The organism is Lunatimonas salinarum, assembly GCF_017811155.1.
GTDB lineage: Bacteria > Bacteroidota > Bacteroidia > Cytophagales > Cyclobacteriaceae > Lunatimonas > Lunatimonas salinarum.
Genome location: NZ_JACVCV010000001.1, coordinates 86,689 through 108,143 on the forward strand (window position 1 = coordinate 86,689; position 21,455 = coordinate 108,143).

Here is a 21,455-nt window from a genome sequence, read left to right on the forward strand (position 1 = left end):
GAAACGGTGCAAAAGTGTAAACCCAGTAACACAATCGATTACTAGCCATATGGACACCCTATCCTTTGCTTCTCCCCTATTGGATTTTCACTCATCGCTCTGGAGATACCATCTACCCGTACCTGACTCCATCGCTAATAAGTTTATAGAAGGAGATAACCGTCGGGTACTGGTGTGGGTGGAAAACTCACCGAAATTACACTTGGCATTGATGAAGCACCGCGACTATTGGTTTGTACTAATAAACAAAGCGTTGGTCGCATCGCTTTCCATACATGAAGCACAGACGCTACAGGTGCGTATGGAAAAGGACCGATCTACCTACGGGCATGAAATGCCGGTAGAGCTGGAAGAAATACTAAATCAAGACGAAGCAGCCCATGACTATTTTCATGCTTTGACTATGGGAAAGCAGCGCAGCCTGATATACCTGGTATCCAACGTAAAAAATACCCAAAGTAGGCTAAATAAGGCGTTGGCTATCAGCAGCCACTTAGTAGAGGCGAAGGGAAACCTGGATTTTAAACAGTTAAACGAAAAAATCAAGTACTACAATAATCTGGGGAAGCCATTTCACTAGCAAATGACCTCCCCGAAAAAACAAAGCGGAATTTACCACCTGACGATTTCGAATTTCCAGCCCGGGTGATATTTCTGCATCTCTACTTCATCGTCCCTATGGGTGAGTCCACAAGCCAAGTAATCGTTGTGTAACTTCGTCAATCTTTCCCGGTCCAACTCCACGCCCAGCCCCGGACCGGCGGGCACGGCCACGGCGCCATCAACTATGGGAAGTTTTCCTCCCACAATCACATCTTCCGATTGCCAAGGATAGTGGGTGTCCAACGCATAGGTTACTTCCGGAAGTGCTGCTCCCAAGTGCGTCATTGCGGCCATGGAAATGCCCAAATGGCTATTTGAATGCATGGACAGGCCCCTGCCAAAGGTCTTACACACCCGAGCAAGTTCCATCGAAGCTTTGAGCCCTCCCCAAAAATGGTGGTCACTCAGAATAATATCCTCTGACCCAAGTTGCACACTTGTAGGGATATCTTCAAAGGATGTAGTACACATATTCGTGGCAAGCGGAGTCTTGAGTTGCTTTCTCAATTCGGCCATGTGTTTCTGACTTCTTACGGGGTCTTCCAAATATTCCAAAATCGGTTCCAGCTCCTTTCCATAGGTCAAGGCCGTCTCTGGCTTCCAAATGGCATTGGGATCGAACCGAAGTGGCACCTCTTTTCCGAAGGCCTCGTATAGTGCCAACATGGAATCGGTCTCTACACGGGGCTCAAATGCCCCTCCTTTCAGCTTGATGGATTGAAAACCAAATTCCTCACACATCGCTTTGGCTTGGGACACAATTCCCGCTGGATCTACCGCCTCCAGCTGCCGGGCTGCGGCCCAACCGCTGGCATCGGGATCAAGGGATTTTCCAAGATGTCCGCCCGCCCCTTCGTATTTGAAAAATAAGTATGCGGCAAAAGGTACCGAGTCACGCATCTTTCCCCCCAACAGATCCACTACCGGTCTTCCCAACATTTTTCCCTGAATGTCCAAGCAGGCAACCTCCAATGCACTAAACACATGCACGAGCTTTCGTTGGTCCCAAGGTGTATGCCCTCTGGACGCAACGCTTTCTTTGCCAAAAAACCCAGAAAGGCGATGCTGAAGTACATTTAGATGAAAAGGATCCATGCCAAGTACCAACGATTTTGCCGCTTCCAACGCCTGATTGGTTTGGATGTTTCCCGGAATTTCACTGATACCGATTATTCCGCTTTCGGTCACCAATTCGAGTATCGTGCGCAACGCGAATGGTGCGTGTATACCTGCTGCATTTAACAGCGGCGGATCGGTGATGGCAATCGGCGTGATCACCATGTCACAGATTTTTGCGCCTGAGGAATTTACCACCTTAGAATGATTGTTAAATTTTGGTCAAATTTCTTTAATATTATTTAATTCCGGCTAGCTGTTCCATTAGTAAAGCAATGGAACTGTGGTCTTTTTCGCCATTTCCAAGCGCCAAAATAGCATCCATATGACTGGCTACCAAAGCAGATCCATACAACGGAACAGAAAATTCCTTTCCTGCCTCCAATGCGATATTCATATCCTTGCGGTGCAGCTTAATCTTAAATCCAGGATCGAAATTCCGGTCGATTATCCGCTGACCATGTAAATCCAATATACGGCTCTGCGCAAATCCTCCCAATAGGGCTTCCCGCATTTTGGCTAGGTCTACACCGGCTTTCTTGGCCAAGGTAAATGATTCAGAGACCGCTTGGATGGTCATACCCACAATCATCTGATTACAGGCTTTGGTCATTTGACCGGCACCGGCATCACCGATTAAAACGGCACTTTTCCCCATCACTTGAAATAGCGGCAGCACGGAATCAAAAGCCGATTGACTACCCCCGCACATGATAGAAAGATTCCCCGTCTCGGCACCCACCTGTCCACCGGACACTGGTGCATCCAAGGCTTCGACCCCTTTCTCCTGCAACTTGGCATAGATCTCCCGAGCGGTAGAAGGCGCTATGGTAGACATATCTACAAAGATGCTTCCGCGTTCAATACCGTCAACCACCCCATCGGCACCAAAAACGACCTCTTTTACTTCGGGGGAATCCGGCAACATCGTAATAACAACGTCCGAATTTCGGGCGAGTTCCTTGCTACTAGTAAACGTTGTAGCACCCTCTTTTGCCAAATCTCCCGAGGCGTGGCTTTTTTTAAGTATATTCAGCGCATACCCTGCCTTGATTAAATTCAATGCCATGGGCTTACCCATGATTCCCAAACCAATAAATCCTATTTTCTTCATTTTTTCATTATCCATTACACATTACAAAATACCTTCTGGGACTTTTAACACCCCGTATGCCAAACAAGTTACTAATCCCAGCGTAAACGGCAAAACTTAGTCACAGCTTTGCGGTCTTTTAGCTATGCTTCAGTGTCTGCTGCCAGCAGTAGGGCACTAATATGGCCGTAGGCAAAGGAGAATGCCTGTAGATTAGCTCCGGGTGCATCGGAGTACGGAACATGATCGGGCATGACCATGCCATCAAATTCCACATCGCGTAGTGCCCTGACTACATGGAAGAAATTCATGTCGCCGTTGTCAGGGTACACTTCCTGAAAGTTATTCCACCCGCCCTTTATATTCCTGAGGTGCACGTTAAAGATCTGCTTTCGCTTGCCAACCCACTCGATGATGGGGAAGATTTCCGTGGCAGGGTCTTTCAAGCCTTCTGCAATGGATCCTATGCAGAAGTTAAATCCATGGTATGGACTGTCGTAAAGCTGTGCAAAGCGCTTGATTCCTTCAAATACGTCAGGGCTGTTCCAACGGGTAATCCCCCTAAACCCGGCGGCTACCGGAGGGTCTGCAATATGGTTGGCCAGTTTCACTTTATACTCTTCGGCTACCGGCAGTACCCTATCCAGAAAATAGGTAATCCGTTCAAAAATCTCGTCAATATCCACGTTGCCAGCCACCGTCAGCGGCTGTTCCGTTTTTAGTGCCTCCTCGTAATTCCATGTACTATAGCTCGCAAAACCTCTCTTGGGGTCGATGGTGCGTTCGGTACGCAAAACCGGTAAGATCGTGGTATTGTAATTCAATACCTTAATTCCTGTCTTTGCAGAAACTTCTATCATTTGCTGCACCATCTCGATTTCCTTGTCCCGCTCAGGGTTCTTTCCCAGCATGATGTTAGGAATCATGACACGGTCAATCCCTGCGGAAGTAAGTGGAAGGTGATAAGCATCTAAATTAATACCGTACTTCTCACAGGCTTCCCGCTTTCTAAGAGAATCATCCAAGTCCCACCCTTTCCCTTCTACAAAAGCGGGCATTCCTCCATCAAGGTGGAACACGCCATGGCGTGCCTTAAAGGCCAAGTTTTCTTCGCTGGTACCGCCCGATTGGCATCCAAGTTTCATCAACACCTTCTTTGGTTTGCTAGGCTGGGTGCCAGCCAAACCAGTCTCCTCTGAAGGCGCACAGCTCGAGAGGCTCTGACCAAGGGTAATAGCACCCACAGAACCTGCGGACAGGAGTTTAACAAAATCCCTCCGTTGCACGGATCCGGATTTCTTTTCGGATGAATTTTCGGTTTTCATATGTGTTTGGGTTAAATGTTTGTTCTTAAATTAAGGGAAAGAGCTTTGCGGCCAGCATAATTACCGCAAGTCCCGCAAACCCCATGATAGTAAGTAATGGTGAAAAGGTCTTAAGTGCTTCTTTTTCGGTTAGGTTACTCATTTTGCAGACAATCCAGAACCCGCTATCGTTCATCCAGGGGACCAATTTGGAACCACAAGCGATGGAAAGCCCCAGATAAAGTTGATGATATTCCAAGGAGGTAGTAGCCATCCCCGACAGGATTCCAGAAGCGGTGATCATGGCCACTGTGGCCGACCCTTGGGCAGTTCTGACCAGCGCCGTTATAAAGAATGCCAGTGGAATCAATGCCATCTGATAATTCGCAGTCAGTCCGGCAATGCGGCCGCTGATCCCTGTTTGCTGAAGCATAGCGCCAAAGGCACCCCCGGCAGCCGTGATAAGAATGATTACCCCGGCACTCGTCAATGCCGTCTGTACCGAGTTAATTACCTGATCACGCTCACCCTTTTTTACACGTATCACGGTGATCAACGCCGCCAGTGCCCCTAATATCAATGCCAGGTTTTTCTCTCCAAAAAAGAGTACAGCCCCAATGATCCATTGTCCCACTCCTGCACCTTGTGCAATTGCCTCAGGGGCAAAGAAGGTTTCCACACCTGCCTTTGCACTGATCAACCCAAGCGGGATAATGATCGGCCCCAGCGAACTCAGGATGCCGGGCAAATTAGAGGAGTTTTTTTCGGAAAGTGCTTTGATTTCAGCCAAGGGTGCCTCCAGTGAATCCCGTAACGGAATTTCCCACCTCCTGTTTGCCCAGACGGCAAATACGTAACCGACGGCAATGGTCACCAATCCAACCAAAAACCCACCCACCATCATCATTCCAATGGGAATGTTCATCTCTGCTATTAAAAACAATGGGCCAGGTGTAGGTGGTACCAGTGAATTGGCCATCGCAGCCCCAGCCGTCACACAGAGTACCAGCAGTAAATAATTCCCTTTCAACTTCATGGCCATGGCTTTCGCCAACGGAATCATCAAGTAAAAAACGGTGTCAAAAAACACCGGAATACCCAAGAAGAAACTACCGGAGATAAAGGCTACTGGTGCTTTTTTCTCTCCTGTCACACCCAGAATAGATCGAACGATTCGTTCCGCAGCACCACTGACCAACATACATTTTCCAATAATGGCTGCCATGGCAATCAGAATGCCGATTTGCCCTGTAGTCGTGCCAAATGCCGTAGCAATACGGTCGCCGATGGGCTTTGCTGCCAGGGCTTCCGCAGCCGCCTGACTCATACCCCTGCTCAAGCCGTACCCAACAATGGATGCAGCTGGTGTCATCCAAGCTACCACCAAGGCCGCAAGTAGCAGTGCCAGAAATGGATTGAGGCGAAAGGCGATGATTCCTCCCACCACCAACACCATGCCTACCAACAATATAACCAAAGGATCCTGTAACATATCCGTCAAGTAGAGGTGGTACCCTTTTTCAGTTGGTTTAATTTTTTAGCCAACTCCGCAGCGCCATTGGCAACAAAGGTGGCGTCGGATCCGCAGGCGATCAATTGAATTCCCATTTGCTGGTATTTGGTGAATTCTGCCGGATCAAACAAGAGTATCCCCGTTGCTTTACCGGCACGCTTTGCCGCGAGAACAATCCGATCCACGGCAGCTATAAACGTCGGGTGGTCCAGTTGTCCAAAAATCCCCAGAGACATGGACAGGTCAGCCGGACCAATAAAAAGTACATCCACCCCATCAATGCCCGCAATCTCCTCTACTTGCTCAACCGCTTCCCGTGTCTCTATTTGAATGATTCCCACCAAGTTGTCCTCGGTATGGAGACGATATGCATCAAACGCTTTCCCAAAAGCGGTTGCTCTAACCATTTTGGCAACTCCCCTATGCCCCATCGGCGGATAATGCATGCCTTTTACGGCTGTCTCTGCATCTTCCACCGACTTGATCATAGGGCACATCACTCCTTCCGCTCCCACATCCAACACCCTGTGAATTCGCTGCTTTGCGACACTCTCTACCCTTACTATCGGTGCGGTGGCGGTATGCTCCAGCGCTTGGAGCTGATGGAGCAGGTCTTTTGGTTCTCCTGCCCCATGCTCCAGGTCTATCAATACCCAATCAAATCCTGCCAGACCGACAATCTCGGCCGTGACGGCACTTCCCAGATTTAGCCAGCATCCACTCAGCGTTTCTCCCGCTTTCAATCTCTTTTTTAATCCTTTCATAGTTTGGGTTTATGGTATTTGGTCATTTGTTGGATAAAGTAGCCATAATTGATATAAAAAGCTACTCTACATCCCACCAAACCCTCGTATCCATGATATTAGGCCCCTGACGGGCGATTGCTGCTTCTACGTTGGTGGCATTTACGTTAAGTTCTGCATCCGTATAACTCAACCGTCGTATAAAGGGCTCTGTCTGAAGGTCACTTCCCGGAAAAGGGTTGGGCGTTAACTGGGGATACCCGGACCTTCTGAAATTCGCCCAAGACTCTGGCCCTAGCAGAAAGGTGGATACCCAATATTGTGTGTTAATCTGTTCCAGTTCCTTGCCCGACTCTAACGGGTGTGTTTGAAGATATTGTTGAACATCAGCGGGGGCCACCGCCGTGTTTGCGCCATAAGTACCCAATTGCTGCATGTGGGCTTCTATCCCTCTTGTATAAAAATCCGCCGCACTGCCTCCTGTCCAGCCCCGGTGCGCTGCTTCTGCCAAGAGGAGTTGCGTTTGACTGTAAGTAAGCAGGAAACTGGGTGCCTGAATACCCGCCATTCGGGTACGATCTAGCTGGGAGTAGTCCCACAAACTCACCAAACCGCTCTCCTGTACTGCAGTATTGATTGTAGTATTGTCAAAACCCAACGGCATTCCTATTTGCAAATTAGGATCTCGGTTTGCATTAGCTGCTATTTGCCCCGCGCCACTCGCTGCGCCCACGTATCGCACCGCGATAGAGGAAAGCCTAGGGTCGTTGTTCTCTTTAAGAAAGGAAACAAAATCCTCCGCAAGGTAGAAGAATGCTGACTGCCCGCCATTAAGCTGCGCGCCAATATTATTGGTGAAATTTGCCGTATGCCTGATGATCGCATTATCGGCATTTGACTGCATTAATCCACCATTTACGGCTTTGGTGACATATTCCGCTGCTTTGGTGGGGTTGACTTTTGAGTGCCTCATGGCTGCTCGGAGCAATAACGAGTAACCGAACCGCTTCCATTTGGCCAAATCACCGGAATAGAGAATCTCGGATGCAACAGCAGGACCGGAAGGGTTGATAGAGGCAGATGCGTCGTCCAATTCCCTCAGGATGTCATCGTATATTTCCTCCTGCGGGTCGTAAAGCGGACTGGTGATACCATTCAAAAAAACCCTTCCGGCTTCGAAATAGGGAACATCCCCATAGGTGTCGGTAATCACCATAAACGTGTAGGCCTTCCAAATGCGAATCAGATGTCGTAAATTATCGTACTGCGGCCTCCCTTCTGTTGCTTCCAATGCCGTAACCAGGTTCTTGATGCCTTCCCTATAGCCGCGCTGCCAGTTTCCGGCAGCTACATTTCGGTTGTCCTGATTGAAGTTAGCTGCAGCGCCTACCCCACTGAAAGGGGTAATCATTTGTTTTACGATGGTGGTCTCGTAGCTAAGGTTTCCATACTGGGGTGCAGAAGCAACTATCGCAGTGTTCAGCATAAATACCGGTTCTACCGAAGTCAGGGCGTTGGGATTAACGTTCATCTCGTCAAACCCGCTGTCGCAGGAGGCCCCCAACAAGAGACCGCCGATTAAGATATATAAATAAATCGCTTTCATATGAGCTGAATTTTAGCTGGTTAAAATTTCAAGTTTAAGTTGAATCCTATGCTGCGACTGACTGGCAGACCGGTGGCTTCTAGCCCCATCATATTATCGGAAGGAAATCCAAATTGATCCGGGTGAATATGGGGCACCCACTGCTTGATAACAGCAACGTTGTTGGCTACAGCATTTAATCTAACTCCCTTCACCGGAAAGTTGGATGGTAGCAGCTTGCTGAAGTCGTATCCGAGGCTGATCTGTCTTAGCTGCCAAGAACCGGCATTAAAAACAGAAAGCTCCGAAAGCTGCAAGCTTCTTATAGATTCATAGTACAATTGTACAGGTGTTTGGGTGGTGTTGATTTCCCCATTTGGGTTGACTCCATCTCCCACGACATACCCAACATCCCTTCCTGGAAGTGTCGCCTTATCCAAACCATGACGGTATGCATTGATGTGTGTTCCGGAAATCATCTTATGCCCAAGCTTAAAGTCAATCAAAAACGACATATTGACCCCCTTGTAATCAAACCCATTCGTAATCCCCCCTACCCAAGTTGGAATGGCGCTTCCAAACTCCATCTGTTGAGGGTTACGAAGTGGGCGACCGTTTCCCGGGTCGTGAACGATTCGGCCCTGAGCGTCTCTCAACAGGCCAAAACCATACAACTGTGCCATTGGCCTTCCCACCACGTGCCGAAGTTCTCCGTGAAAATCAGCTGTTCCAACTGTGATACTGTTATCACTAACATCCGGACCCAAATCCAAAACTTCCGTGATATTATAGGCTGCGTTAAAGCTGGCGTTCCATCGAAAGCTTTGGCTCGAGATGGGATTGACGTTCAACAGCATCTCCACCCCTTCGTTTTGGCTTCTTCCTACGTTGATCAACTGACTCAAAAATCCAGTCGCGTCAGAAAGCTGGGCCTGCAAAATCTGATCCCTAGATAACTTGTGGTAATAGGTTACCTCAAAGCCCACCCGGCTATCAAACAATTGCATTTCTAAGCCAAACTCCCTTTCCTGAACCGTCATTGGCCGTAAGTTTGGGTTTGGAACCACCGAACCGGCTATGCTGCCCAGTGGCTGCGGAACACCGTTCGAATTTGGAAACTGCTGCGCATTGATGTTAAAAAAAAGATTATTGGAATAAGGCTGAACGTCTGTGTCACTCCCTACTTCTGAATAACCTGCCCGAATCTTGCCGAAGGTAATCCACTCGGGAAGTGTAGAGCCAAAAGCTTGGGAGAACACAAAGCTACCTGTAATGGATGGATATAAGATAGAGCGATTAGCAGGTGAAAGCGTTGAAAACCAATCGTTCCGGACTGTTCCATTGATGTAAAGAAATTCCTTATAGGAAATTTCTGCGGAACCATATAACGAATTTACCTGCCGCTCTGAAAACTGATAGATCGGATCTCTCAATCTGCTATTGCCGATGGTATATAAATCCCTGGAAAAGAAATCCTGCACATATACGTTGTGCCTACTAAACCTTCGATACATTTGATTGCCACCGGCGTTGACCAAAAAGCCGAAATCACCCAAGGTTTTGTTTGCACTGATCAAGAAATCCGCATTCACCTCCCGCACGTTGGTCGCATCCTGTACGTATTGTCCGTTTACGAATCCAGCAGGTGCCGGTACTTGTCGTTGGGTGCCATGGGGCAGGTTGTATTCTTGTTCCCTTGCAAAAAAATCCTGCCCTACTCGACCCTGCACAAATAGCCAGTCCGCAAGATCGTACTTTGCGGTGATATTTCCGAAAACCCGGTCACGGTCTATTAAATCAAAGCGCTTTAATGCGAAATAGGGATTGGTCCGGTTGGTGAAGCGAGACCAAACATTTTCGTTACCATTTGGATCTTCCGCATTGTCTCGGAGTACATCCATGGGCATGGAGGTAGCCAAGGTGTAGATAATTACCGGGCTATAGTCTTGCTCTGCAATATTGGGTGGGTTTTTCCGATGTTCCTTTGAGTAGTTGATGTTTCCAGAAATAGTCAACTTTTTGCCGACTGTTTGGGTAAAGCCAAAATTTGCTGTTTTCCGATTAAAATCAGAATTGGGCATAACAAGCTGATTATCCATGTTGGAAACCATCAGGTTAAATCCTCCATTATCACCGGACGATGCGACGGAGAATGAGTTGGTCCAGGTATACCCGTTTCGGTAAAACTCTTTAAATTGATTTCGCTGTGGCTCGTATGGTACTTCCAAATTATCGAATAAAATATGCGTCATACCAGGCTGAAATCGCTCTCCAAAACTCCATACACCAGAAGTTGGAAACGGTGAAGTTGGCCGAACGCCATTTTCTCCCTGACCATATTCAAACTGATAGTCTCTGAAATCCAGTGGGGTGTCGTGGGTAAAGTTGGAGTTAAACTCCACCGAAACACCACGACCCGTTCCGCGATTTTTGGTCGTAATCATAATGACCCCATCCTTGGCCCGAGAACCATACAAAGCCGAAGCCGCGCCTCCTTTCAATACCGTCATTGATTCGATATTATCAGGGTTGATACTGTTCAATCCATCTCCTCCATCTGAGGTTCGGTTGCTGCCCCTGTCCGAAAAATCCCCTCTCGCACCAAAATTCGTATTGTCCAGCGGTATGCCATCCACGACGATCAGTGGAGAGTTGTTCCCTCCAAAGGATGATTGGCCCCTAATCCGAATCTTACTGGTGCCCGATGGTCCGGTACCCAGCGAGGTGATATTTACTCCTGCCATTTTGCCCTGCAGGGCATTCATAAAGTTCGGTGTTCTGTTGATGGTCATCTCGTCCTGACTCACCGTGCTGGTAGCATAACCGAGGCTTTTGGCTTCGCGTTTGATACCTAATGCGGTGACCACTACTTCTTCTAGTCCGGTGAGGTCTTCCAACATGGTCACATTCACCCGCGTTTGGGTACCAATCACTACACGCTGACTTCTAAACCCAATAAACGAAAAGACCAACACTCCTGCGTCAGGGGCAGTAATGGTATAATTTCCATCCAAGTCGGTTACCGTTCCCTGCGTAGTGCCCTCTACCAATACGGAAACCCCGGGCAACGGAACGCCGTTTCCATCGGTAACTTTTCCATTTACGGTAATATCCTCTACCTGAGGATCAGACACAGGTAGGCTAGGTTCCAAGCGTACATGAATGTTTTGGTTCACCAGTTTGAAGCGTAGTCTTGATTGAAGCGAAATTTCATGCAACAAATCGTACAATGAAACGCCCACGCCTGCGACAGATATGCGATCTTCTGATTGCATAACACCTCGGTCGAATACGAACCGTAAGTTCGTTTTTGCCTCAAGGTCTCTAAACAGTTCCCGAGCAGTGACGTCGCTGAGCTCTACGGACACCTGCTGATCCATTACTGGAATGTCAACGGTCTCTTGAGTACTGTTCCTCGCTATAGCCAAGGCGGCTATTCCTTGCGAATGGACTACGACTGGCATGGACAGCCCGAGGATAATGCCAAATAGGACTGTCCGCACGTAGTTTAGTTTGGGTGGTAAATGATCTTCCATGGTTATTTTCGGTTGTTTTTTTGAATTGGACTAGTGTTTTTATTTAGGCTTATGGTCAATAGGTAAATTTTATGGTTACGTTATTTCCTTTTATTTGATATTCAATAGGATACACAAATTGCAATCCCAGCAGTATGTCCTCTAATTTCTCATTGTCATAGCGTCCGTTCATTTGCCACTCCTTTTGGGGAGACCCAAAAAGTTGAATATTGACACCGTACCATTTTTCCAATTCGTCAAAAAATTCCGACATACCGGCATCCTTAAACAACAGCACACCCTCTTTCCAAGCGATCGTAGCATCCACGTTAAACGACCCTACAGAGTAGGTTCCTGACTTCCTGTCCAACGAAAGCTCTTCTCCCGGTACGAGTAAATGGTTTTTACTTTCCAATCGGGTGTCCAATAGATTTACCCGAAGACTGCCTGTGACCAAAGAAACCCGTGTATTGAACTCGTGCGCACTTGCGTTCACATTGAAACTTGTCCCCAATACTTCTAGCTCTACTCCCTCGGCAACGACCATGAACGGTATCGAATCGATATGAACCACATCAAAAAATGCTTCGCCGATCAGCTCAACCCTTCGGGCATCGCCGCTGAAATACTCGGGAAAGACCAAAGAGGATGCGTGACTGAGATGCACCATTGTTCCGTCCGGCAATTTCAACAATGATTTTTGTCCCTTTGGATTGTCCACGGAGATCATGGTAGGGACTTGCACGGTAGGTGATTCTATTACTGTTGGAAGAAACTGATTTGCGATAAAGGCCCCCATAAAGCTGAGCAACAAGATCGCTGCTACCCTTACCCACTGTTTGGCAAACCAATTGCCCAGGTTACCACCAAAAAATACGGCACTGTTTTGTCGGCTTGGATCTACATTCAGAATGGCAAGCAGCAGTTCATCGCATTCCGATTCGCTCAGCCGCTGATTTCCAAAATCCAACCGCTGAATAAACTCTACTGCCCTTTCAAATTCCTGCTGATTTTTTGCATGATTTTTGCGCCAGTTCTCCCAGAAAAACGTGGTTTCTGGACTGGGATCGAGGACCCAACGTACAAACTCTTCATCAGAGATCAATTGAGTAAAAATAGGGTTATCCGGGCTTATCACAACTTAATCATTCTCATACATAATAACAAAGAGTCTTTTGTTTCAAATGATACCAGTTTTACAAAACTTTTTTTTAATTTTTTCTCGCATTGATAATTCGAAGTCCCAGTTACTGAACAATTCACGCGTTCAACGGATCGCAACACATAAAATCCCGGTTGAGTTATGGCCTTGCAAAGGATATTTAGTAATTTTAATTTTCTGAACAATGCTGTAGTATGAGAGTCAAACTATTCGGTATCGCGCGAGAAATTGTAGGAAGCGCTGAATTGTCACTCCCGGAGGAGATTGAAGTGAAAGACGTAAAGGAGTTTAAAGAATGGCTTTTCAAAAATTACCCAAAATTTTCCCATCTTAAATCCTTGGCGGTGGCGGTCAATCAGGAATATGCTGAAGACCATGAATTATTGGATCAAAATGCCGAAATCGCACTTATCCCTCCGGTGAGTGGAGGATGAACCTATGATCAAGCTTGTAACACACATAGACCTAAACGAAGCCTATAGCTCATTGCACCACCCGGAGGCCGGCGGAATAGCTTTGTTTGTGGGTTCCGTAAGAAACCATGCACATGGAAAAGGCGTTGTCCAGTTGGACTTTGAAGGCTATGAACCCATGGCCATCAAAGAAATGGAAGCAATTGCAGATCGAGCTAAACGACAGTGGCCTATCAAGAAGCTGGTGATGATCCATGCCCTTGGGATGAAAAATATCGGCGAGCCTGTCGTTGTAGTAGGAACAGCAACCGCTCATAGGGACGCCGCTTTCGATTCATGCAGGTTTCTAATCGATGAACTTAAAAAGTCAGTTCCAATCTGGAAAAAGGAATATTTTCAAGATCAAACAGTTTGGGTAAACGCACACCCTTAACGTAAACCCTATGCCAAAACAGTTTATCGATCAATACGGTCGCATCCTAAATTACCTGCGACTTTCCGTCACTGATAGGTGCAATTTTAGGTGCTACTATTGTATGCCCGAGGAGGGGATCGACTTTGTGGATCGCAAGCAACTCTTATCTTATGAAGAGTTACAATTTCTACTGGAAATATTCACCGAATACGGCGTAAATAAACTTCGAATCACGGGTGGAGAACCATTTGTAAGGCGAGGACTCGTGGAGTTTTTGGGCAGAATCAGCCAATTGGATGGGCTATCGGAAATGGCGATCACGACCAATGGTTCCCTGTCATTCTCTCAGATTGATGCACTTGCGGATATGGGTATCCGGAGTATCAACATAAGCCTGGACTCTTTGGACAAAAAGCGCTTTTTTGAAATAACCCGAAGAGACAAGTTTGATGAGGTGTTTTCGGCAATCCTTTACATGATAGACAGGGGATTTGAGGTTAAGTTAAATGCGGTCATCGCGGATAACAAAAACACGCAAGATATTCTTCCATTCGTCGAACTCACCAAACATCATTGCGTGTCGGTTAGGTTTTTGGAGGAAATGCCTTTTAATGGTACCGGCACATTCGAGGTCCCCACTTGGAACCACGTGGTCATCAAAAAACATGTATTGAGTCACTACCCAACCATGCGGAGACTCCCTGATGAAGCGAACAGTACCTCGGTAAACTATCAAATTCCGGGCTATAAAGGAACCTTCGGAATCATAGCCTCATACAGCAGAACTTTTTGTGGTACGTGCAACCGGTTGCGTTTATCCGCGACCGGAGAACTCCGAACGTGCCTCTACGGTGCACCTGCACTAAATCTTCGGGATCTATTAAGATCGGGTGCCAATAGGGACGAAGTCATACAAGAACTTCAACGGGCAGTGTGCAAAAAAGAAAAGGACGGGTTTGAGGCCGAATCGATAGTGGCACAAACGCCGAAAAAATCCATGTCATTTTTAGGAGGTTAATCAATGCTTGACAGCAAACGGTATATCCGGCAAACACAATTGCTTGACTTCGGGAAAACCGGACAAGATAAATTGCATCAATCCCGGGTGTTGGTAATTGGCGCAGGAGGCTTGGGCGTTCCGGTGATACAATACCTATCTGCTATGGGTGTGGGTACCTTGGGGATCATGGATGGTGATACGGTTGACTTGAGTAATCTTCATCGGCAGGTCATTTATCAAAGTAGCCAAGTGGGTATGCCGAAGGTAGCCGCCTGCAAGGAATGGGTACAAAGACAAAACCCCTCCATAGGTTTACAGGTGTATGATCAATTCTTGACGATCTCGAATGCGCTTGAAACGATCTCGACGTACGACCTGGTGATCGATGCCACAGATAATTTTGAAGCGCGCTATTTAATCAATGACGCCTGTGTAATGCTCAACAAATCTTTCGTTTATGGGGCTCTACAAGGCTTTGAAGGACAGGTAAGTGTGTTCAATTACCAACAAGGACCCACCTACCGATGCCTGTACCCTAACCCTCCTGATGCAGGCCAAATACCTGATTGCAACCAGTCAGGTGTTCTCGGAATTGTGCCGGGAATTATCGGTTCTTATCAAGCCTTGGAGGCCGTTAAAGTCCTGACAGACTGTGGGGAGCCGCTAGCCGGTAAATTATTGGTTCTGGATCTGAAGACCCATTCCCAATATATCATTCGCATACGAACTAATCCATTGAACCAGCACCTTAAAAAGCTCCAGCACTCCTACGCTTTGGCATCTTGTGAATGGGAAGCATCCATCAGTGTAGATGAACTGTCCCAATGGATGATAACAGGAAGGCAATTTAACTTGCTGGACGTTCGGGAACCTTATGAATACCACGAAGCCCATTTAGATCGGGCGGAGTCTATTCCTCTTTCTGAAATCCAGACCAGAACCATTTCATTGTCCACGGAGTTGCCTTGGGTGGTCATGTGCGAAGTGGGCAGTCGAAGCAAAAAGGCAATACAACTATTAAAGAATCAGTTTCCAGATGCCAAGCTGATAAATTTAGAAGGCGGCTTTGCACAATGGTGTCAGGAAATGGGAAATTTACACCTTGAAAAATAGCATGATAACAGTACAGGAAGCGCAGGAGATTATCCTTAAACAAAAGTTATCATTGGGGATTGAAAAAATTCCGATTCACGCTGCTTCCGGCAGGGTCTTGGCAGCAGATATTTTGGCGGATCGGGATGCCCCGCCGTTTGACCGGGCAACTATGGATGGAATAGCCATAGATACCAACCATTTTAATCCGGGAATTGTCTACCGAATAACGGGAATGCAGGCAGCAGGCATGCCGCAAGGATCCCTTCTTGATCCCAACGATTGCTTGGAAGTCATGACAGGAGCGATGATGCCTAAGGGAACCAATGGCATAATCCCTTATGAACAGATTACTATTAAAGACGGCCTGGCTACGCCTAAATTAGGCTCGGTAGAGCCTTATATGAACATCCATCTAAGGGGAACGGATGCCAAAAAGGGACAAGTCCTTATACCAAAGGGTACGCGCCTCCATGCCGCCACGATTGGCGTGATAGCCGCGGCAGGTGTCGGTAATGTTGGTGTCGCTACTATGCCTAGGGTGATAGTATGCTCTACGGGAGATGAACTGATTCCCATTGAACAAGAACCTCTTCCCCATCAAATCAGAAACTCCAATGCTTCTATGCTACAGGCCGCCTTAAGGCAAGTGGGCATACAAGCAGATACAAAGCACCTGCGGGATGAAAAGAAAACATTAACCGCAGAACTGGAAAAACTCAAAGATTCCTTTGATATTTTGATGTTTTCAGGAGCTGTATCCAAAGGCAAATTTGACTACCTTCCCGAGGTGTTGAGGGAATTGGGGATGGAATCTTTGATTCATGGAGTTGCCCAGCGACCTGGAAAACCATTTTTATTTGGTAGATTTGACCGATCCTTGGTTTTTGGATTTCCCGGAAACCCAGCCTCTACATTGATTTGTTTTCATACGTTTTTTGTTCCTTGGTTGTTAAGCCAACAAGGATTGGAAGCACAATCTGCAATGGGGGAACTAGACAGCGAAATTGTATTCAAGAAGTCGCTCACTTATCATCTCTTAGTCTCTATCCGCTATGAAGGTTCCCGTGCTATCGCCAGTCCCATCGCAAATTCAGGTTCCGGTGACCTGATACATCTGGGTAAGGCAGATGGATTCCTCAGTCTTCCCCCAGAATCCGATACGTTTAACAAAGGATCGAGGTACCCGATAACGAATTGGCGTGCGCTTTTGTGAACATCCACTCCGATGGAATCAACCTACTTACAATGAAGGAAATCAAAGAAATCATCAACGCATTTGAAGAGGCCCAGAGGATTGGGGAACAAACTGCATTGGCAACAGTGGTAAAAGTGGACGGTTCTTCTTATCGAAGGCCGGGTGCCCGCATGCTTGTAACAGAAAATGGGATGCTAACCGGTGCCATTAGCGGAGGATGCTTAGAAGGAGATGCGCTGAAAAAGGCCCAATTTGTGATGTTCAAAAAGCAGTCTATGGTAGTCACCTACGATACCACGGACGATGATGACGCCAAGTTTGGAGTAGGCTTAGGTTGTAATGGAATTATTCACATTTTAATTGAACCTATTGATCCATTGTCTGAACAACACCCCATAAACCTTCTCAAAAAGCTAACAGGAGGCAGACAAGACCACGTCTTGGTTACTTTTTTTGACCTGAACAATAAGCGTGAGCCACAAATAGGTACCTGTCTAGCGTACAATAACCAAGATGGCTATGTAACTGGCATTAAAATCCCTCACCGGGAAGCATTGGAAGAGGATATTCAGTCTGTATGGAAGGACCGACATTCACTGATCGTCGAGTATGGAGCAGAGGCACCAATAACCGCTTTTATTGAGTGGGTTCCTGCGCATCTTTCTCTAGTCATCGTAGGCGCGGGCAACGATGCGATCCCACTTTCGAGACTAGCCCATGTTTTGGGATGGGAAATCACCTTGATTGACGGACGAGCTACGCAGGCTACCAGGGGAAGATTTCCATCCGTTGACCATATACATGTAGTTACTGCTGCAGATGCCCCCCCGTTGATACCGAAAGATTCCCGTACCGCCGTAGTTCTGATGACCCATAATTTCAATTATGACCTAGCCGTAATGAAGGGGATTCTCCCGCTAAAAATTGCCTATCTGGGCGTATTAGGCCCCAAAAAGAAATTGGAAAAGATGTATGAAAGCCTGGCTGCAAACTCCCTTTTTGTAGCGGTAGAGGATAAAAGGAAGATTTTTGGCCCAGTTGGATTAAACATCCACGCAGAAGCTCCCGAGGAGATTGCCCTTTCTATTATCAGCGAGATTAAGGCCGTACTTAGCGGGGGGGATGGCTCGTTTCTCCGTGACAAAGAAGGCCCTATCCACACAGAAGACCGACACCGGATAAAAAAGCACTCACCGTTCCGCACGAGCAATCAATAATTCCTTACGAGAGCCTTCAACTTTGCCAACTCAGCTTGGTAATCGTATTGGAAATCTTCATGCAGTGCGCTGATGGCTTTTTCAAGCTTACGCACTTGTTGCGCATACAAATTATCAATAACCGGATGTCTAAATCCCAAGTAACCATACTGGTGCAAGAAGTTACAAAAAGCGATCAAAAGATCGGTATGAACGCCTTTGTCTTTATTGAGAGCAAGCAACTTATTTAGCACCTTTCGAATTCGTTGTGCAGATTTCTTCGCTGTATGATAGCTATTGCTGTAATACCCCTTTAAAAACTCTGCTTCCAACTCCCTGATCCCCTCTTTTACGAATAATCCCGGATCATCCCTTTCGAAAACTTTAAAGTAAAGGAAGGTCTTATTATCCTTGTTGAGTTTGGCCAAATCCGTAAGTAGTCCCACTAATTCCTTTTGATCGAGAAAAAGGAGCTCTTTTTTCAACTCAGCTAACGTAGGTAAATTCATATCAAAAAAACATTCAATTCGTTTTTGCCAAAGATAACGAAAACGCTCTTTTATCAAAATAGAAAAAAGGGTATCTTTGAATGGCATGAGCAGTGAAAGGACAGGCAAACTAGGGATATTTTCGAAGACTTTTTCAGGAAGTCCGGACCGTATTTTTCAGAAAGCAAAGTTATTGGGGTTTGACGGATTGCATTACAATATGGTCAGTTCTGGCCTTCCCTCCCTCCCTATATCAATACCGCCTTTCAAAGTTGATGAAATTTCTATGGCCAAATCCAGGTACCACTTGGATCTATGTGGCCTCTCAGCGACATTCAACCTGATTCATCCGGATCATTCGGTACGAGAAGCTGGGTTTACTGCGTTAGAGGTGCTCTCAGCGGTCGCGTTTGAACTTAAAATCCCGATGATTACCCTTTGTACAGGTACTCATGACCCAACAGACATGTGGAAATGGCACCCGGAAAATAAATCTCGTGGGGCTTGGTTGGATCTAATCTCTATGATGGAACGGTGCATCCAAGTGGCTGAAAAGTATGGAGTCAAGTTGGGGGTAGAACCTGAATTTGGGAATGTTGTACACAATGCAGTAACCGCAAAGAAACTTTTGAATGAGCTTAGGAGCCCTGTGGTGGAGGTAATTTTTGATCCGGCAAACTTGTTCGCTACCGCCGATTCATCGGAAGAAGTCTCAGAAATAATTAGCCATGGGGTTGAGTTACTTGGGTCCTCGATAAGTGTAGCCCATCTAAAAGACAAAGGGCTGAATGGGATGTATGCCCCGCTTGGAATGGGGGCCATAGATTTCTCTTTGTTTTTGAAAAAGTTAGATGAAATCAATTTCTCGGGCCCATTCATTATCCATGGAATTACGGAAGCACAGGTACCTGAATCACTGAACTTTATCCGCCCCCTTTTGGAGCAAATCCGAAATACTACGATTCATGGAAAAAATATTTGAACACAACCAAATCCATTTCCACTACTCTGACAGAGGTAAGGGTAGCCCACTGCTATTTTTACATGGCCTAGGGGCGTCACTAGCGCAGGCTAAAGAACTTACTGCGAGTGTAAAAGGTCATAGAATCATTACGATGGATTTTCGGGGCCATGGAAAGACCAAACGTTTTATAACTGCCTCCGATGCGCAAATGGAGGTTTTTGCAGAGGATATTCATAATCTAATGCAGTTTTTGAAGATAGAAGAGTGCATGCTCGGTGGATTATCTCTCGGAGCCGCCATTGCCCTAAAATATGCATTAAACCATCCCGAAAAAGTCAAAAAGCTTGCCTTGATCAGACCTGCATGGATCGATCAACCGGACCCGGATCATTTTAAGTTGCTAAAAACTGCTCATGATCTAATTCAAAAATACGGAATAGCTACCGGAAGGGAATACTTTGCAGAATCAATCGACTTTTTGAAGACCAAAAAGGATTTCCCTCACTATGCCGCTTCCCTACTGGGACATTTTTCCCGTCCTCAGGCAGACACTTCTTATGGATTATTAAAATACCTACCGGAAGATAGGCCATTGGAAAATCTATTGCAGCTTGAGCAGCTCTCCATGCCGGCAATGGTTGTTGGCAGCGAGGAGGATCCGCTGCATCCCTTTTCCTATGCAGCCATCATTCAAGGTCACTTACCAAATGCCGAACTGAGACAGGTAATTTCCAAATACATCAATGAAAAGCAGCACCTTAAGGAAGTACAGGATCTAATGGGTACGTTTTTCTCTCCGTAGTTGACTTTTTATGGAATCAATTCAAATAACTTTTCGACGCCCTTGACAATGCGGTCTCTCATTCTATCAGGATTTTTCAAGAGCACTTCGTCTGCCGTGGCCACCCAAAGGGCCGCATTCTTTGAAGCATCTACCAAATGAACTGTGACCGTCCCCTTTTTATAGGTTTCCACCTCTATTGTCTCAGATTTCCACGTATACCTACGTTGCCCAATGTAGTTAAAAGTACCAGGGTCTGACACCAAACTGGTTTCCCTGGTCTGCGTCTTTTCTTCTACCCATACACCGATATTTACCAGGATTTCAGGATTATCCGATTTCCGCAAAAGCCCCCTATAAACGAAATGTTTGGCAATTTCCTCCTTTAAAAAAGCTAGATTTCCTTCGTAGGACTCTCCCAAGTCACCTGATGCGTCGATTTCATAAAAATCAAAGGAACGATACGCATCGAGATGAAAATCTGTCTCACGCTCAGTTACCTGAATTTTAACAGAACTACATCCGGCTAAAACAATCGATACAAATATGAAAAACACCAGCCTGAATAACATATTCGATAATTTTGATATAAGACTGCGTAAATTTACCAAAAAAAGACCAAAAAAAACTAAGCTGCCAAAATTGACAGATTAGTTTGATTCAATCATTGAGCATTTGATTAAGTCTTGGGCGCCAATTTTACCTCAACAGCACTCAGACCCTTTGGTGTCTTTTCTGTATCAAAAACCACCGTGTCACCCTCCGCAACTTGGTCTACTAACCCATTCACATGAAAAAATATACTTTCCTGTGTGATCTGATCCCGGATAAATCCGTATCCCTTGGAGGTGTTGAAAAAAGACACCTTGCCCTTTCGGACCGTATCTTGTTCTTCTTCTAATTCGGATTTTCTTGAAACACTGATTTCGATACTCTCTAACTCCACTTCCTCCATTTTACTTTGTGGATCGGGCGGAGTGTCTGTAATATTGCCTTCAGCATCGACGTAAGCTATCATGTCAGAAAATCCTCCTCCTTTACTTGAGTGGGTTTTCCTAGCTTCTTTCTTTTCCTCCTTGTCCTGCTTTTTTTTAAGTCTTTTCTTTTCTTTTTCCTTTTTGTTAAAAGTCTCTCTGGATTTTGCCATTAATGTGATTTTGTTTCTAATTGATTTTTGGAACTATGACAGGCCTTCTTACCCAACTGCTGAACGGCTGTGGAAAAAGCCATAAATACTGAAATACAAGCGAACCGGACACAGGGCTATAAAAGTG

At 46.3% G+C, this 21,455-nt stretch carries 20 protein-coding genes; 9 read left to right on the top strand and 11 right to left on the bottom strand.

Going from position 1 to position 21,455, the window contains the following annotated elements; genetic code table 11:
• Positions 1-49: 49 nt before the first annotated feature.
• Positions 50-580, top strand: a complete 531-nt coding sequence (locus IAQ59_RS00365; RefSeq protein ID WP_209328783.1) for a YdeI/OmpD-associated family protein — start codon at positions 50-52, stop codon at positions 578-580.
• A gap of 32 nt (positions 581-612) precedes the next feature.
• Here IAQ59_RS00365 and IAQ59_RS00370 read toward each other — a convergent pair whose 3' ends face one another.
• From IAQ59_RS00370 to IAQ59_RS00405, 8 genes are all read right to left on the bottom strand, one after another.
• Positions 613-1,884, bottom strand: coding sequence for an enolase C-terminal domain-like protein (locus IAQ59_RS00370; protein WP_245189367.1), 1,272 nt, complete (start codon positions 1,882-1,884; stop codon positions 613-615).
• 73 nt (positions 1,885-1,957) lie between these two features.
• Entirely contained in the window at positions 1,958-2,833 is an 876-nt protein-coding gene (locus IAQ59_RS00375) for a 2-hydroxy-3-oxopropionate reductase (RefSeq protein WP_209328785.1), read from the bottom strand.
• 122 nt (positions 2,834-2,955) lie between these two features.
• A complete protein-coding gene (locus IAQ59_RS00380) occupies positions 2,956-4,137 on the bottom strand; it encodes a mannonate dehydratase (protein ID WP_245189330.1) in 1,182 nt (393 codons plus the stop codon).
• Positions 4,138-4,162: 25 nt separating this feature from the next.
• Positions 4,163-5,608 carry a GntP family permease gene (locus IAQ59_RS00385; RefSeq protein ID WP_209328786.1) on the bottom strand — a complete coding sequence of 482 codons (1,446 nt, stop codon included), beginning with the start codon at positions 5,606-5,608 and terminating at the stop codon, positions 4,163-4,165.
• 5 nt (positions 5,609-5,613) lie between these two features.
• Positions 5,614-6,393, bottom strand: coding sequence for an HpcH/HpaI aldolase family protein (locus tag IAQ59_RS00390; protein ID WP_209328787.1), 780 nt, complete (start codon positions 6,391-6,393; stop codon positions 5,614-5,616).
• Between the two features lie 61 nt (positions 6,394-6,454).
• Positions 6,455-7,978 carry a SusD/RagB family nutrient-binding outer membrane lipoprotein gene (locus IAQ59_RS00395; RefSeq protein WP_209328788.1) on the bottom strand — a complete coding sequence of 508 codons (1,524 nt, stop codon included), beginning with the start codon at positions 7,976-7,978 and terminating at the stop codon, positions 6,455-6,457.
• 20 nt (positions 7,979-7,998) lie between these two features.
• Positions 7,999-11,493 carry a SusC/RagA family TonB-linked outer membrane protein gene (locus IAQ59_RS00400; RefSeq protein WP_245189331.1) on the bottom strand — a complete coding sequence of 1,165 codons (3,495 nt, stop codon included), beginning with the start codon at positions 11,491-11,493 and terminating at the stop codon, positions 7,999-8,001.
• 55 nt (positions 11,494-11,548) lie between these two features.
• Positions 11,549-12,577 carry a FecR family protein gene (locus tag IAQ59_RS00405; RefSeq protein ID WP_209328789.1) on the bottom strand — a complete coding sequence of 343 codons (1,029 nt, stop codon included), beginning with the start codon at positions 12,575-12,577 and terminating at the stop codon, positions 11,549-11,551.
• A gap of 251 nt (positions 12,578-12,828) precedes the next feature.
• Between IAQ59_RS00405 and moaD the strand changes: the two genes are divergently transcribed.
• Genes moaD through IAQ59_RS00435 form a run of 6 tightly spaced genes read left to right on the top strand, consistent with a single transcriptional unit; the run spans position 12,829 to position 17,969 of the window.
• Positions 12,829-13,068 carry a molybdopterin converting factor subunit 1 gene (moaD, locus tag IAQ59_RS00410; RefSeq protein ID WP_209328790.1) on the top strand — a complete coding sequence of 80 codons (240 nt, stop codon included), beginning with the start codon at positions 12,829-12,831 and terminating at the stop codon, positions 13,066-13,068.
• 4 nt (positions 13,069-13,072) lie between these two features.
• A complete protein-coding gene (locus IAQ59_RS00415) occupies positions 13,073-13,480 on the top strand; it encodes a molybdenum cofactor biosynthesis protein MoaE (RefSeq protein WP_209328791.1) in 408 nt (135 codons plus the stop codon).
• Between the two features lie 10 nt (positions 13,481-13,490).
• On the top strand, positions 13,491-14,480 hold the full coding sequence (gene moaA / locus IAQ59_RS00420) for a GTP 3',8-cyclase MoaA (protein WP_209328792.1): 990 nt from the start codon (positions 13,491-13,493) through the stop codon (positions 14,478-14,480).
• A 3-nt stretch (positions 14,481-14,483) separates the two neighbouring features.
• Complete coding sequence (locus tag IAQ59_RS00425) at positions 14,484-15,575, top strand: HesA/MoeB/ThiF family protein (protein ID WP_209328793.1); 1,092 nt, start codon at positions 14,484-14,486, stop codon at positions 15,573-15,575.
• Between the two features lies 1 nt (position 15,576).
• Complete coding sequence (locus IAQ59_RS00430; protein WP_209328794.1) at positions 15,577-16,770, top strand: molybdopterin molybdotransferase MoeA; 1,194 nt, start codon at positions 15,577-15,579, stop codon at positions 16,768-16,770.
• Between the two features lie 32 nt (positions 16,771-16,802).
• On the top strand, positions 16,803-17,969 hold the full coding sequence (locus IAQ59_RS00435) for an XdhC family protein (RefSeq protein WP_209328795.1): 1,167 nt from the start codon (positions 16,803-16,805) through the stop codon (positions 17,967-17,969).
• Here IAQ59_RS00435 and IAQ59_RS00440 read toward each other — a convergent pair.
• Positions 17,963-18,457: a hypothetical protein gene (locus IAQ59_RS00440; protein ID WP_209328796.1), complete on the bottom strand. Its 495-nt coding sequence runs from the start codon at positions 18,455-18,457 to the stop codon at positions 17,963-17,965. The genes IAQ59_RS00435 and IAQ59_RS00440 overlap by 7 nt on opposite strands.
• A gap of 85 nt (positions 18,458-18,542) precedes the next feature.
• On the opposite strand from IAQ59_RS00440, the gene IAQ59_RS00445 reads away from it, so the two are divergent.
• On the top strand, positions 18,543-19,418 hold the full coding sequence (locus IAQ59_RS00445) for a sugar phosphate isomerase/epimerase family protein (RefSeq protein ID WP_209328797.1): 876 nt from the start codon (positions 18,543-18,545) through the stop codon (positions 19,416-19,418).
• Positions 19,402-20,202, top strand: a complete 801-nt coding sequence (locus tag IAQ59_RS00450; RefSeq protein ID WP_209328798.1) for an alpha/beta fold hydrolase — start codon at positions 19,402-19,404, stop codon at positions 20,200-20,202. Before IAQ59_RS00445 ends, IAQ59_RS00450 begins: the two co-directional genes overlap by 17 nt.
• An 8-nt stretch (positions 20,203-20,210) precedes the next feature.
• On the opposite strand, the gene IAQ59_RS00455 is transcribed toward IAQ59_RS00450, so the two are convergent.
• Positions 20,211-20,753: a DUF4136 domain-containing protein gene (locus IAQ59_RS00455; protein ID WP_209328799.1), complete on the bottom strand. Its 543-nt coding sequence runs from the start codon at positions 20,751-20,753 to the stop codon at positions 20,211-20,213.
• Positions 20,754-20,860: 107 nt separating this feature from the next.
• Entirely contained in the window at positions 20,861-21,328 is a 468-nt protein-coding gene (locus tag IAQ59_RS00460; RefSeq protein ID WP_209328800.1) for a cold-shock protein, read from the bottom strand.
• Between the last annotated feature and the right edge of the window lie 127 nt (positions 21,329-21,455).